12 protein-coding genes are annotated in these 14,162 nt (G+C 44.5%); 5 read left to right on the top strand and 7 right to left on the bottom strand.

Annotation, left to right across the window (positions count from 1 at the left end; genetic code table 11):
* Positions 1-4: 4 nt before the first annotated feature.
* The 4 genes from SCB77_RS20370 to SCB77_RS20385 all read right to left on the bottom strand — a co-directional run bounded on the left by SCB77_RS20370 (position 5) and on the right by SCB77_RS20385 (position 4,389).
* On the bottom strand, positions 5-1,117 hold the full coding sequence (locus SCB77_RS20370) for a FecR family protein (RefSeq protein ID WP_320183840.1): 1,113 nt from the start codon (positions 1,115-1,117) through the stop codon (positions 5-7).
* 214 nt (positions 1,118-1,331) lie between these two features.
* A complete protein-coding gene (locus SCB77_RS20375; RefSeq protein WP_320183841.1) occupies positions 1,332-1,856 on the bottom strand; it encodes an RNA polymerase sigma factor in 525 nt (174 codons plus the stop codon).
* 175 nt (positions 1,857-2,031) lie between these two features.
* Complete coding sequence (locus SCB77_RS20380) at positions 2,032-3,219, bottom strand: NYN domain-containing protein (protein ID WP_320183842.1); 1,188 nt, start codon at positions 3,217-3,219, stop codon at positions 2,032-2,034.
* Positions 3,220-3,393: 174 nt separating this feature from the next.
* Complete coding sequence (locus SCB77_RS20385) at positions 3,394-4,389, bottom strand: helix-turn-helix transcriptional regulator (protein ID WP_320183843.1); 996 nt, start codon at positions 4,387-4,389, stop codon at positions 3,394-3,396.
* Positions 4,390-4,517: 128 nt separating this feature from the next.
* On the opposite strand from SCB77_RS20385, the gene SCB77_RS20390 reads away from it, so the two are divergent.
* From SCB77_RS20390 to SCB77_RS20400, 3 genes are read left to right on the top strand one after another with little or no spacing between them, the layout of a single operon-like run.
* Positions 4,518-6,311, top strand: a complete 1,794-nt coding sequence (locus tag SCB77_RS20390) for an ABC transporter ATP-binding protein (RefSeq protein WP_320183844.1) — start codon at positions 4,518-4,520, stop codon at positions 6,309-6,311.
* Positions 6,304-8,022 (top strand): ABC transporter ATP-binding protein, encoded by a 1,719-nt coding sequence (locus tag SCB77_RS20395; RefSeq protein ID WP_320183845.1) that lies wholly within the window; start codon positions 6,304-6,306, stop codon positions 8,020-8,022. Before SCB77_RS20390 ends, SCB77_RS20395 begins: the two co-directional genes overlap by 8 nt.
* A 58-nt stretch (positions 8,023-8,080) precedes the next feature.
* Positions 8,081-9,142, top strand: a complete 1,062-nt coding sequence (locus tag SCB77_RS20400) for an AI-2E family transporter (protein ID WP_320183846.1) — start codon at positions 8,081-8,083, stop codon at positions 9,140-9,142.
* 468 nt (positions 9,143-9,610) lie between these two features.
* Here SCB77_RS20400 and SCB77_RS20405 read toward each other — a convergent pair whose 3' ends face one another.
* Positions 9,611-9,826 carry a hypothetical protein gene (locus SCB77_RS20405; RefSeq protein WP_320183847.1) on the bottom strand — a complete coding sequence of 72 codons (216 nt, stop codon included), beginning with the start codon at positions 9,824-9,826 and terminating at the stop codon, positions 9,611-9,613.
* Between the two features lie 247 nt (positions 9,827-10,073).
* Here SCB77_RS20405 and SCB77_RS20410 point away from each other — a divergent pair, with 247 nt between their 5' ends.
* Positions 10,074-10,304 (top strand): 4a-hydroxytetrahydrobiopterin dehydratase, encoded by a 231-nt coding sequence (locus SCB77_RS20410; protein ID WP_320183848.1) that lies wholly within the window; start codon positions 10,074-10,076, stop codon positions 10,302-10,304.
* Between the two features lie 177 nt (positions 10,305-10,481).
* Here the strand turns inward: SCB77_RS20410 and SCB77_RS20415 are convergent, their stop codons facing one another.
* Together SCB77_RS20415 and SCB77_RS20420 are read right to left on the bottom strand one after the other, a co-directional pair.
* Positions 10,482-11,813, bottom strand: a complete 1,332-nt coding sequence (locus SCB77_RS20415; protein ID WP_320183849.1) for an ankyrin repeat domain-containing protein — start codon at positions 11,811-11,813, stop codon at positions 10,482-10,484.
* Positions 11,814-11,823: 10 nt separating this feature from the next.
* Positions 11,824-13,011: an ankyrin repeat domain-containing protein gene (locus SCB77_RS20420; RefSeq protein WP_320183850.1), complete on the bottom strand. Its 1,188-nt coding sequence runs from the start codon at positions 13,009-13,011 to the stop codon at positions 11,824-11,826.
* Positions 13,012-13,207: 196 nt separating this feature from the next.
* On the opposite strand from SCB77_RS20420, the gene SCB77_RS20425 reads away from it, so the two are divergent.
* Positions 13,208-14,152, top strand: a complete 945-nt coding sequence (locus tag SCB77_RS20425; RefSeq protein ID WP_320183851.1) for a helix-turn-helix domain-containing protein — start codon at positions 13,208-13,210, stop codon at positions 14,150-14,152.
* Positions 14,153-14,162 lie beyond the last annotated feature (10 nt).

Consider the following 14,162-nt stretch of genomic DNA (forward strand, 5'->3'; position numbering starts at 1 on the left):
TTACTTATAGGTTTTCTTGTGTGTTGTGTGTGTTGTTTTGCTCTTGTTTGTAAATATGGTACTGCCCATTGGCATCCACCTCGTACCGTAGATCATTGATCAGACAGATGACCGCAAGTACTTCCTGCACCTGTTCGCGTTCCGGCTCGATTGTACCTGTGTACTGGATTTTTTCAATGCTTCGGTCGTTGATTTTGATAGCGATGTTGTATGCTTTTTCTAAGGCTGCGAAGACATCGTCCAACGGTATGTTGTCCAGTTGAATACGTGAGCTGTTTTGCTCCATCTGTGCTGAAGGTTTTGTTGGCTTCGGCTCGATTTCCTTCTTACCGCTGTGTGCGACTAAACGCATGCTTGCATCGAATAGGAGGTTTTCCCCGATATTGTCCAAAAAGATATTAGCGAAGGCTGGCTTTGTGGTTGTGGATGCAACAAGCACCTTCCCGCTATGTAGCTTGATGGTCGTCTGATGGTTTTTTGATCGGGTGTCGATGGTAAAGGAGGTGCCCAGCGCGGTGGTCTTGGTTGCGTTGGCATAGACGCTGAACGGACGTGAAGGATCTTTAGCAACCGCGAAGTATGCCTTACCATCGAGCTGTATCTCGCGGCTGTGTGCCGTAAAATGTCTACGGTAGCGGATACTACTGTGGGCAAATAGCTTTACTTTGGATTGATCAGCAAGTACCACAGCGCTGTCGGTACTTTCGTTGTTGGCTAAGACCACCCAGCCGCTATCCGTTAGCGGAACTTGCTTCTGCTCGACACGATTGCTTTGCATGGCCGATTGTTCTTCGCTGTTCCAGCGCCAGAGGTTAAACGTCATCAGCAAGAGTACAGACGCCGCGGCCGCATATGCTATTAAACGCCGAGTTCTTACTTCTTTCCGCTCCTTGCGACTTTCTTGCTCGCTTGATGCATGTATATCCTTTTCGATAGCAGCCTGCATTTTCGCAGAAGGAACTTCATGTTCCGTATTCTGCTGTTCAAAGGACTGCCAGTCTTGGTCATTGAAGATATCTTCAATGATGTAGGGATTCTCCAATATTTTTTTTCGCGCCTGTTGTTTCTTGTCGATTGCGTCTTGCTCGCCTTTTCGCCTGTTTTTTCCGAACTTCATATTAATATTACGCGGCTCGAAAGGGTATCCCCCGTTGCTTAACAATTATTTAATGTGGGGATTGGTGATGGATAGTGACGAAGTGACGAGGTAATGGATAGTGATGGATAGTGACGAAGTGACAAGGTGATGAATAGTGATGAAGTGACGAGGTGATGAATAGTGATGGACAATTTCAGGTCGTCACTTTATCACGATGTCACTATATCACTATTTACAACATAATCGAGTAAAGATGCTGTTTGAGTTGCAGGAGTGCTTTGCCGATATGCTGCTCGACGGTTTTGGGAGAAATGGAGAACAGTTGTGCAATTTCTTTGTGCGATAGTCCCTGTTTTCTGCTGAGTTCAAAAACAAGTCTTCTCATTTTAGGCATATTTTGTATATCATGCTCCATCAGCTGCAAGAGGTCTTTGCTTTCGATGGCATCGATCAAGCTATCTGTAAATGGCGTTACAGCAGAATCTCCTTCATATTTGAATCGGGTAGCTTCTTTGCGCAGCAGGTCGATCATCACTTGTCTAGCCATGCCAAACAACTGAATATTGATGGCGAGCTGCTCACTGAGAATATGCCTTTGTTTCCATAATTTAATAAAAGTCAGTTGGGTAACTTCCTCTGCAATATAGGTGGATTGTGTGCGTTGCAGGATGAAACCATAAATCTGACTATGGTATTCATTATAGACAAGATTGAAAATCTTCTGATTATCGGCCTTTATCGCTTTTACATATTCCATGAGTGCAGCAAAGTTAAAGGCTTTGTTTGCACATCTTTGTTAAGGCATTGTTATGCTTATGTGAATTAGTTTCACGTTTGCTCCTGTGGCATACGCAATACGGGCTACTGGAAAAAAGAAGTTTATACCTGTTTTTCAGCAGCCCGCAGGCAGGAATTCTTCGTATTACGAAAGTCTAGGTATTCTCGTTTTCGACTTTCTCTAATTTATACAATTGCTCGTCGAGTTTAGTCAACCGATAGGATGCTCCTTCGGCAAGATCGAGCTCTGCTGCGGCAACTTTTCCCAAGTTGAGCACGTGAGAGCGGTCGCCACGATAAGAGAATCGGCATTCAAACTCGTTGATGATAACGACTTTGACCTTTTTTGTGCGGTTGGGGAACAGCGACTTAAAATCTTTGGTAATGCGTATCTGATTTTTCTTGACATCATCCGCTGTGATTTTGTTGCCTCGAGATGGTAGTATGGCCGATTCCGAAACGGTTTCGTTGCTAGGGGGCGTTACCGATTGGGCAGCTGCCGCACTGGGCTTGTTGATGATATTCCGAATATAATACAGCCTGTTTCTCGACTTTTCGTTCGATCGTTCATCGATCTCAAAATCTTCCTTCCTCGATTTGAATAGATGCGATACCTTTTCGAATCCGTAGTTTCGAGCATCAAAATCGGGTTTACGCTTGATGATGAGGCTTCCTATTTCGCCAAGAAAGGCCCAACCATTTTCGTCGGCCGTATCATCAACGGCATCCTTCAGCATCAGCAGAGTATCTTCATCCAGCTCCGTGATGCGCGGCTCCTCTGGTGCTGCAACTTCAGCGGCCGCCGTATCCACCGGGACAACTTCTACAGGTGCTGCTTCGACGACCACTGGTTTGGCTGCTGGCTGGTTGTTTTTCTTCGGCGTTTTCTTTGCTGGCGCTACCTTTTCTAGGATTTCGACGTAAATAAACTTGTCGCAGGAAGCGATAAATGGCTTGGGTGTTTTACGTTCCCCAATACCGATGACGAGTTTACCCGACTCGCGCAGCCGCGTGGCCAAACGCGTAAAATCGCTGTCGCTGGAAACGATGCAAAAGCCATCGACCCGGTCGGAATGGAGGATGTCCATAGCGTCAATGATGAGTGCCGAATCCGTTGAATTTTTTCCTTGGGTATAGCTGTACTGCTGAATAGGGGTAATGGCGTGGATCAATAAACTGTTTTTCCAGTTTTCCACGTAGGGACGCGTCCAGTCTCCGTAGATACGCTTGATCGTTGGAATACCGTAACGGTTCACCTCATTCATTATTTCCTCTACTTTCTTGGATGACACGTTGTCCGCATCGATCAATATTGCAATTTTTAGATCTTTCTGATTTGCCATGATAAAAAATATCCGTAAGCCGAAGCGGCTTATGGTCTGTATTGTTACAAAATACGGTATTGTGCAGACGTATGCAAATGTTGCTAGCCTTTCCAAGAACCTGCCGATACTTTGGCCCAAGCGGCAGGTGTTGAAGTAGGGATGTATTCATCTCCTAACAATTTGTTGACAGTGTTATACGATTGCTTGGATACCTTTTTTGATTTGACTTGGTGTGATGCCGAATTTGCGGGTAAAGGCGGTCGAAAAGTGCCGCGCATTTTGATAGCCAATGGCTTCGGCCACCTCGTTCACAAGCATTTCCTGCTCACGAAGCATACGCATGGCCTCCGTCATCTTGAGGTCGTTCCAAAACCCGAAAACGGTATTGCCGAAGAGCTCTTTAAAGCCTTTTTTTAAGGTGAATTCGTTGGTACCAAATTGATGGGCCATATCGATCAATGAAATCTGCCGATCCATGTTCTGGCTGATAAACTCCTTTACCGCGTATATTTTATCGATATCTGCCTTCTTGAACGATGTTGGTCGCTCGTCGTTTGCAAGCTGTTCGAGTTGAAGCATCAGCAGCTCGATGATCTTCGACTCCAAGTACATCCGTTTAAATAAACCGGTTCTCTTGCAGGCAATGATGTCATTGATCACCTGTCCCATCTGTTGGCTAATAAGCATGTTGCTCGCTTGGAGCAGATCCGATTGTTGGTTTATTATTTTATTGCGGAAACTGTCGAAAACCTGCTGCTCCTGCGGCAGGTATTTTTGAAAAAATGCAGGCTCCAAGTTGATTTCAAAAAGCTGAAGTTCCTTATCGTTCCAATGCATCTCTCCCTGTATTTGGTTGGCATATATGATATTGTGCTGGTTGGGAGAAAAGCGGATCCCTCGATCAAATCTGCTGCTATTTGCCAAGCTTTCACCCTTTAGTGTAAAATGCATTTCCACACTTTCGAAATCACTCTCAAAAGCAAATTTCGCACTTTTCATAAGCCTAGCGTGGCCATAACCGATATGTACTCCCTCAAAATAGATCTCCTTATAGAAGCCTTCTCCCGAGGCCGATTGCAGATTGGTCGTGCATTCCGAAAGCGTATGCCATTCCGAACTGTATCGGTCTGGATATTCTTTCGTTAGTAGGGAATCGTTCGCAATAGGGTCATATAAACGTACATGCATAATATTTATTTGATGTTGATCGCGGATTATTTACTCCGTCTATCGGAGGCGGTCATATCAGATACCGCGTATTTTTGTACAAAGCTACTATTTATTTAGAATGATTCTTGATTATTAAATATTTTTTCATGACAACAGATCAACCTGTAAAACGAAAGACGGGCATCGCTCGATTGCTGGAAATAGCTGGCCGGCGAAAACTGTTACTTTTTTTATCCTGCCTACTCGCAATCCTTCACGCATTACTTAGCCTAGTGCCCTACCTGATGGTCTACCTTATACTGGAGGGGTTGACCCAACAGGATATCAACTTTCCGATTATACAGCAACAACTGTCTTACGCCGTTATCGCTGCATTATGCAGTATGTTGTTGCTCTTCCTTTCCGGTGTGTTGTCGCATGTGGCGGCATACAATATTCTATACGAACTACGCTGTTACATTGCCGAGAAGATTGGGAAGCTATCGATGGGCTTCAGTAGCAATCGTAATTCTGGCGCGATAAAGAAGGTGCTGTCCGATGATGTCGAACGTATTGAGGGATTCATTGCTCATCAAATTCCTGACTTCGTTAAGGCCATTGTATTACCTTTGGTGACCATTTCCTATCTGTTTTTTCAAGATTGGCGTTTGGCAGCCATCAGTTTTGTGCCGCTGTTCGTACTGGCGGTCTACATCCCAATAGCTTATTCCAGTCAGAGTAAAGTCTTGATTCAACGTTATCATCAATCGTTGGAAGATATGAATGCCGGCATTGTGGAGTATGTCAGGGCCATGCCCGTGATGAAGATTTTCAGACAATCGGCAGAAACTTTCGACAAGTATGGTCAAACGGTACATCGATTTGATGGCTTTGTACGGGATTGGATCAAAAGTAGTACGCCAGCCTTCGCTGTTTTTATGAGCTTCACTAGCAACGCGCTTTTGCCCGTTTTGGCCTTGGGTCTGTATCGCTACTTTGGGCAGGATCTCTCGTTGCCGATACTGCTGTTGTTCCTGATTTTGGGTACAGGCTACATCAAGCCACTGTTTGCCCTCAGCAACATGAGTATGCAACTATCGGTTATCAATCGAGGGGTTGCACAAATCGATGCGCTTTTGGACGAGGAGGTACCAGAAGAAGCACCGTTTCAGCAGCGCCCAGTGAACTATGATGTGACTTTTCAGGATGTTTCATTTAGTTATGATTGTTCGGAATTGGTGTTGAGAAGTCTGAGTTTTCATTCTAAGCAGGGCACTATAGTCGCTTTGGTAGGACCTTCTGGGGCAGGGAAAAGTACAGTGGCGCAGTTGCTATCGCGCTTTTGGGATGTGCAGAAAGGAAAGATTACTATTGGAGGGATCGACATCCGCGATTACCCGACGGCACAGCTTATGGACATCGTTTCTACGGTATTTCAGGATAGTTTTATGTTCCAGCAATCGCTGTTAGAGAATATCCGGATGGGGATGAAAAAGACCGACGAGGAGGTCGTCGCGGCAGCAAAGGCGGCGCAGATTCATTCGGTTATTCAGGCGCTGCCCCATGGATATGATACTCTTTTTGGCGAGTCTGGCGTACATCTCAGTGGGGGCGAACAGCAGCGCATACAGTTGGCTAGGGCTATACTGAAAAACTCGCCCATACTCATCTTGGATGAAGCTACTGCTTTCGCCGATCCAGAAAGCGAATACAGCATTCAACAGGCCTTAGCGACACTCATCGCCAATAAGACTGTTTTCGTCATCGCTCATCGGTTAAGTACCATTGTCGATGCCGACCAAATCTTACTTATCGACAAAGGCGAGCTTGTGGCGCAGGGTAAACACAACGAGCTGTTGGAAAATGCGCCGCTTTATACGCGCATGTGGAATGCGCATCAGCGCGCGAAGGAATTTGCCGTTACGGCACAGCATACATTAAAGGAAGGAAAAAATGCTTAAGAATCTAAAATACATCGCCACACTGGATAGAAAAGGAACCTACCGCGTGATCGGTTGGGAGGTGTTGCACAGCTTGTTTATAGCAGCGCCATCAGGCATTCTGTTGATTATTGTACGCGAGCTTTTCGCCGAGCATCCCGATGTGGATAAAGTGTGGCGCGTCGTCGCGCTGATGCTTATCCTGCTACTTTTGCAGTTTATGGTGGCCTCCAAGGCTATGGTGACGTCCAATTTATGGGTCTATGGACTCGCCAACAAGCTGCGGATCAAACTTGGGAATAGGATCCAACGATTTTCTTTAGGCTTTTTTAAAAAACGTGATCCCGGTGATATCGCAGCGGTACTTTTACAGGATGTAGCCAATTTTGAAGGAATTTTTGGACATAGCGTAGGAAACATTGCCGCTGCCTTGTGTGGTACGCTGCTTTTGTCCTGCTTTCTATTTGTCTACGACTGGCGCTTGACACTTTGTTTGCTGGCGGCATTGCCGCTGGTGTATCCTTTCCTTCTTATTGCGCAGTATTTTGTGCGTAAGCTTGGAAGAAAACAAATTGCCGCAAGAAATGCAGTAGGCGCAAAATTTTTGGAGTATATAGAAGGTATCCGACACCTGAAGTCCTACGGTCAGGTGGGGGATAGGAATGATCGATTAAACCAGGCTTTCGACGATCTACGCAAGAAAAGTATCCGCATGGAAGCGATTCCAGGACCGTTTATTTTGACAGCAGGTATCGTCTTCGAAATCGGATTTATCTTGATGATCGCTCTCGGCGTGTTTTATCTTACTACGCAGGAGATCAGCATCCCCGTTTTGATCACCTTTCTGATTTTGGGATACAACCTATATCAACCGCTTAAGGTTATCATGGTCGATTACGTCATTCTACAATATATGAATGAAAGCTTAGTGCGTATCATCGATGTTTTGGAGCTACCCACCATGGAGACAGGAACGGCAGCGCTGCCGGACACTTGCGATATCGTCTTTGACGCCGTGACTTTTGGTTATCAGGGGCAGCCCACCGTATGCGATCTGAATTTTACCGTTCAAGCCGCTTCTATGACGGCCTTGGTTGGACATTCGGGATCCGGTAAAACAACGATTGCTTCACTTATAGCCCGCTTTTGGGACGTGGATGCCGGAGCGATACGTATCGGTGGAATTGATGTCCGAGCTATTTCCCAAGATGTATTTTATGGCATGATAAGCGAAGTATTTCAAGACGTGTACCTATTTGATGATAGTATCTACAATAACATCAAAATCGGTAAACCGGATGCCAGCGAGATGGAGATTATAGAAGCAGCTGATAAGGCGCAGGTATTGGAATTTGCCTGGGAATTGAAGCAAGGTATGCACACACGGGTTGGAGAGGGCGGTAGCAGGCTTTCTGGCGGGCAGAAACAACGCGTAAGTATTGCTCGTGCATTATTAAAAAATGCACCGATCGTGTTGCTTGACGAAGCGACGGCTAGTCTTGACCCAGAGAACGAATTTTTTATCCAGCAGGCCATTCAGGAGCTTGTCAAGGAAAAAACGGTGATTGTTATTGCACATAAATTGGCAACGATACAGCAGGCTGATCAGATATTGGTTCTTGATAAAGGTAAGATTGTTGAGCGCGGTACCCATGATCAATTGCTAATCCAAGGAAAGACGTATAGCCATATGTGGACACTGCAACAGCAATCCAAGGGCTGGCGTATGTAGTTGTGGGAAACAATATGCTGGGCATCGTTGTTTATTGGGTGGGTAAATTCAATAAACTATGAAAGAGCGCATCAGAAAACTAACGGTATTAGGAAGTTTTAATCAAGTACTGGTATTCTTGGTTTTGCTCTTTGCTATTTTGCATTTTGCCAAAGCTTTTCTGATCCCGGTGTTGACGAGTGCATTGTTTGCTATGTTGCTTGTGCCAATTTGCCATAAACTGGAAGCGTGGCGCATGAAACGCGGATGGGCAGCCGTGCTGGTGGTTTTGTTGACGCTTTTGTTAATTGTTGCTGTTCTTTACGTGCTGGTAAACGAGTTGGTAGGCTTAGCAAGCGATTTGGCGCTTATCGGTGACCGCGTTGCTGAGATGTTGGACAGTGGCTACGATTATGTAGCTGAACATTTCGATATTTCGAAGGTGAAACAAAAAGAGTACCTGCAAAAGCAGGCGGCGCAGTGGTCGAGTTCGGCAGGGAAAGTGGTAGGAGGAGCGATTTTCTCGTTGGTGTCGGTACTAGGGAACCTATTGATTATTACAATTTACACCATTTTAATGTTGATTTATCGAGCACGGATAAAGCGCTTTGTCTTTGAATTGGTAAGCCGACATGCGGGACAAAGCGAGCTCGGGCATGCCCGCAGTATTGTAGAAAAAATCACCAAAGTATCCAGTTTGTACGTTGGCGGTATTTTTCTCGTTGTGGCCATCTTATCCATTATCTACTTCACGGGCTTGACGATTATCGGTGTGAAGAACGCCTTGTTTTTCGCTATTTTGGCAGCCCTGATTAATGTTATTCCTTACATAGGATCTGTGGCGGGAGGAGCTATTGTTGTGCTTTACACGTTGGTGACGGGAGATACATTGACCATTCCGATTGTGGTGGCGCTGTTTTTTACCGCTGTGCAGCAACTTGATAGCTATGTGCTGACTCCTAAAATAACTGGTGGGCAGGTAAAGATCGGTCCGTTGTTTACGATTATGGTCTTGTTGCTGGGTGGAATGTTGTGGGGGGCTGCAGGAATGATCCTATTTATCCCTTTACTGGGAATCTTTAAGGTGATTTTTGATAATATCGAACGTTTAAAGCCGTATGGACATCTTATTGGCGACTAAGACTCACTTTTTTCTCGTCGCTTGGCGGTTAAACTTCGGTATTTAAGAACGCATTTAAAGGCAAAATATCCTGTGGAAATTAAGATGAGTGCAATGCCCAATGCAATAGCTAGGTAATTTAAAGTGTTGGTCTTTAGCTTCGCCGCAAGGCCAATAAGCGTAAAGTGCATTCCTCCATAGAAAAATGCGATCAACAATAAGACGCGCTGTATTACCTTCTTCTTCAATTTAAATAGCTCAATGTTCCTTAGACTTTTCCGCAATGACCACGGCTGTAACCTGTTGCGCAGGTATTTCCGGTTAACGTATTATCGCCGATGAACCAAAGATATTACTTTAAGTTTTTCTTTCCAAGAAATAAAAACGATTCCGTGTAAACTGTTATAAAAATGATACAACTCGTGAAACCGGCAGTTAAAATGCAGATTGTAGTGCTTATTATTGGTTTACATAAGGTTAGCCAGCGATTTATCCCTGTTTGCTGGTTAATATCATATAGGTAATCACACATTTTGTGACGCAATAGGCCATCACTAATAGGATGAGTAATAGGCCAAAGAAAATAGACGAATAATTAAACAAACTGCTGCTAAACCTAGATTCTAAGCCCAGCCCCATCAAATTGAGTCCCGCGTAAAAAAAAGCGAATAATTTCACGAATTTTTGTACTAATTTCTTTTCCATCGTGTGCAGTTTATAATGTTATAAAAAACTATGCCTTAAACTTTCTTGTATCAAATTTACCTGACGGATGTGTTAGCTCTGTAGGTTTGTAATTGATACTGCTAAAGTATACGTTTTTTTAGTTGGCTACAAATCAAACTTATAATATGTAGATTTTCAATTACAGCTGATTTTGTATTGAACAATCTTAGGCTTAATTCGTTCAGCAATATATGTAATATTTAATGATTAATGAAAATAAAATATCATGTGGAAAGAAGATAATAATATGCTCTATCGCCAGTTTTCATTCAAGGATTTTGGAGAAGCATTTGCCTTTATGGCTCGTGTGGCGTTGCTCGCCGAAAAGCATCAACATCACCCTACGTTGACAAACAGTTACAGTAAAGTAGAAATTTGGTTGACCACGCATGACGCGGGTAACCGTGTTACGGAAAAGGATAGAGCGCTTGCAGCAGCTATTGATCAATTCGTTTAAGGACGCTTTACACACTATAAAGCAAAAAAAAAGGTTTTCAAACGGGGAGAATGAAAACCTTTAGCTAACCAATTATAAACCTAAATTATGATGATACAAATATAGTGTATTTTATACACTAAGTGCAAGTTTATTTTTATTTTTTTTTTCAATAACGTGGTTGTTGAGACGCTTTCATTACGAAGCACTCAATACTTTTGCTTTTTCTTGGTCAAACTCGGATTGTGTCAAGATGCCTGCGTCCAATAGTTCTTTGAGATCGAGCAATGCTTTTTTCTTATCGATATTACCTGTAGTTGCCGTTACTTGTGTGGTATTTACAGTCCGTGTGCTACCCGCATGCGATCCATGTTTGATAAGGAGTGCAGTAATTTCATAGAATCCTTTGCTATTGGCATAGTCTATCGCTTTTTGCTCTTTAACGTTAACGATGTGTGGATCAGCCTGCTGCTCCAAAAGATAGTTAACGATATCTTTTTTTCCATTGGCGGCGGCATAATGCAGGGCCGTGTTGCCTGACTCATCCTGTATATTGATAGCAGCACCGCGCTGTAGGAGCAATTGGACCATACTCAAATGGGCATTTTTAACGGCCAAATGCAACAAACTTTCCCCGCCTTGTGCTTGCTGTGGCTGCAGATTGAGCTGGGCATCGATGCTCAAGTTGCTATTAGTTTCTACCCAGTCGAGGTAGCCATAGAGATATTGTTCGTTTCCGTTTACGGGACGGCTGTAGTTGACATCAAGTCCTTTTTCCAAAAGAAGTTGTATCACATCTTTCTGATTGTGTGCGCAGGCATACCAGATCGGGGATAGTCCATCCTTGTTGTTGCCATAGATATCGGCACCGTGTTCGATCAATTTAAAGATCATTGCTTTGTTTCCTTGATAGCAGGCCACTAAAAGTGGGCGTTCTTCTTGGTGGTTACTGTGGTCCACGGATGCGCCATATTCCAAAAGCAAGTCGGTCAGGAGGGCATTTTTGTTAACCACGGCAAGTAGGAGGGCGGTATTTCCCTGTTTATCGGTATGATCCACCGTTGCGCCGACCTCTAAAAGCTTGCGTGCTAAGGCCGTGTGTCGCGCTGATGCGGCAAGCAGCAGTGCTGTTTGCGCTAGGTTGTTCTCGCCATTGACATCCATCCTCGCATCGATCAACGGTTGCAGCAATTCCAGTTGGCCGGTTTGTGCCATCACATGCAGCAAGCTGTTGCCCTGAAGGTCATTGATGTTGGCGTTAGCACCTTGCTCCAAGAGAAAGAGGAACGTTTGTTTTTGCTTTTGTAAGGCAGCAAAGTAAAGGGGCGTTTCGCCCTGATGATCCTCGTAGTCTAGCGTGGCACCAGCATTCACCAAGGTTTTTACTAAATCGAGATAACCTCGATGAGCAGCATAATGGAGTGCTGTTCTTCCTTTTTCATCGGTATACTGCACATCAACCTCGTTGTTTTGCAGCAGTAGCTCCGCTATTTTCCGTTTGCCGTTTTCGCAGGCAATAATAAATGACATCGACATCTTGTTAATTTTGCTGGGTAAGTAGTAGCTCTACGGTTTTCACTTTCAGATTATCATTAGAAGCAAGTTGGAGTGCACTTTCCTCTTTATTGTTTACCAATGTCGGATCAGCACCAGCCTCCAATAGCATTTTCACTTTGCGGTAGATGTTTTTAGCCACTTTTTGATCATAGTTGCAATCTATCGCGCATACGTAATGAAGAAGCGTATTTCCCTGTTCGTCTGTTTCGTTGACATCGGTAGAACTGCTTTTCAATGCCTCTTCCAGTACGATCGGATCTTTTACGACTACCCATTGCCATCCGGACTTAGGAACACTGTAATAGGGGCTCGTGCTGTTGAGGTCGGCACCGTCGGCTAAAAGCTGTACCAACAGCTCTGGGTTTGTCTCGTAGCTCGCTGTCAACATGCGTAGATATTCGTGAAACGCACCGACGCCTTGCTTATTACGTTGTTCAAAATCTATGGGCTCATAAGTAGCAAGCTGTCGGTAGAGCTTCACATCCAGTTTGTGGGCTAATGCGTAGAAGTAGGCCGAGTTGCCTTCAGCGTCCTGTTCGTTGGGGCTGGCTCCTTCTTGCAGCAATCGATCGAGCAACTGGGGTTTATTGTTTTCAATGGCCATGTGTAGTGCCGTCTTTTTAACCACATTTGTTGCATTGACGTCAATACCTTCTGCGAGCAGCAGGTCTAAATAGGCTAATTGCCGCTCGATCGCTGTTCGGCTGTAGCGTGTTAGCTTATGGATAAGCGTTTCGTCTGCATTGTTACGCACGTTGCTGTCTAAGCCGGCCTCAAATAGTGTTTTTATAATGTCGGGATGTGCTCCAAGTTCAATTGCATAGCTGAGCAGCGTCTCACCCTCCACTTCATCCTGCACATTGTCGGCGGCGGAAAGCAATTGGCTTAACATGGAAAGCAGGGCTTCATCGGGTTCGTTAACGCGAAAGATGTCTGCGTAAATACTGTCGGAAAAGCGATCAAATTCGTAAATATCATTGGGGACAAAGCCTTTCTTTGAAAGCGCGAGCAGTAAATCATACTGTTTATGGCGTATCAGCTGATCGAAAATACGACCTAGGGCGTAAATACCTAAGTTGGGAGGAATGCCCTCGCCATTTTCCAATAATTGTGTGGCCATTTCGAAGTCTCGTTGATCGAGGGCCTGCATGAATGCGGTTTTTTCTGTCATATACTAAAAACGTTCTTTGGTGGAGCTTCCGTATGTTGTCTTGTGAAAACAAGGTTGATGCTGACTTGTCACAAGGAAGGTGCCAAAGTCTTGAATTATTATGTCCTTAACAGGATTTTGATAAGTTAAGGACATTTGTTTGCGGTCAATGGATCGTTTTTCGGAGTTATCGTTATATTTGAATTTTACAATTCGGATGATGAAAGAACCTCAAGTTACCAGTATAGACGATTTTTACAGGGAAGCCTCTTCTTTTCTGAAAAAAGAGGTGGAGGAACTGTTGCCCCTTGGGATACAAAAAGACATCGGACATTTCAATGTTTTCGATATCTTCCAAACGATACAGGATGCTAAGCGCAACAAAACGATGCCCTACAACCGTCGTACCTATTATAAGATCAGCCTTATCCGCGGACAAAATCGTGCGGAGTATGCCGATCGTGTGGTACAGGTAAAACGAAACGGTTTACTATTTGCCACACCCAAGATTCCCTACCGCTGGATTCCCGAAGCAGAAGAGCAGGGCGGCAGTTTTTGCGTGTTCACCGCAGATTTTATGCACAAGAACAAATCGGGACTAGACCTCGAAACGCTTCCGCTGCTGCAGCCCGGTGGCTATCCCATATTTGAACTTTCTGATGAGGAAGCACAGGAGGTGTCACTATTGTTCAGTAAGATAAAAAAGGAGATCAATGGTGATTATCTCTATAAATACGATTTGCTTCGCAACTACGTGAATGAGCTGCTGCACTATGGACAGAAATTGCAACCTGCTGCTTGGAGCAGTCCAAAGATGGATAGTGGCGCGCGCGTGTTAGCTCTGTTTATCGAGCTGCTCGAAAGGCAGTTTCCCGTTGAGTCTATTTCGCAGCGGCTGCTTTTGCGTTCAGCTAAAGACTATGCAGATCGTCTTTCCATACATGTGAACCATTTAAACAAGGTACTGAAGGAAAAAACGGGATTTACGACCACGCAAGTCATTGCGCGACGAGTGATTAACGAGGGCAAGATTTTGTTGAAACAAACCGGATGGAATATTTCCGAGATTGCCTTTGCACTGGGTTTTGAAGAGGTTGCCCATTTCTCTAATGCTTTTAAGAAATATACCCTCATGTCTCCGCAAGCCTTTCGATCATCATGATGATTTGAAT

This window comes from Sphingobacterium bambusae (genome assembly GCF_033955345.1).
Classification (GTDB): Bacteria; Bacteroidota; Bacteroidia; order Sphingobacteriales; family Sphingobacteriaceae; genus Sphingobacterium; species Sphingobacterium bambusae.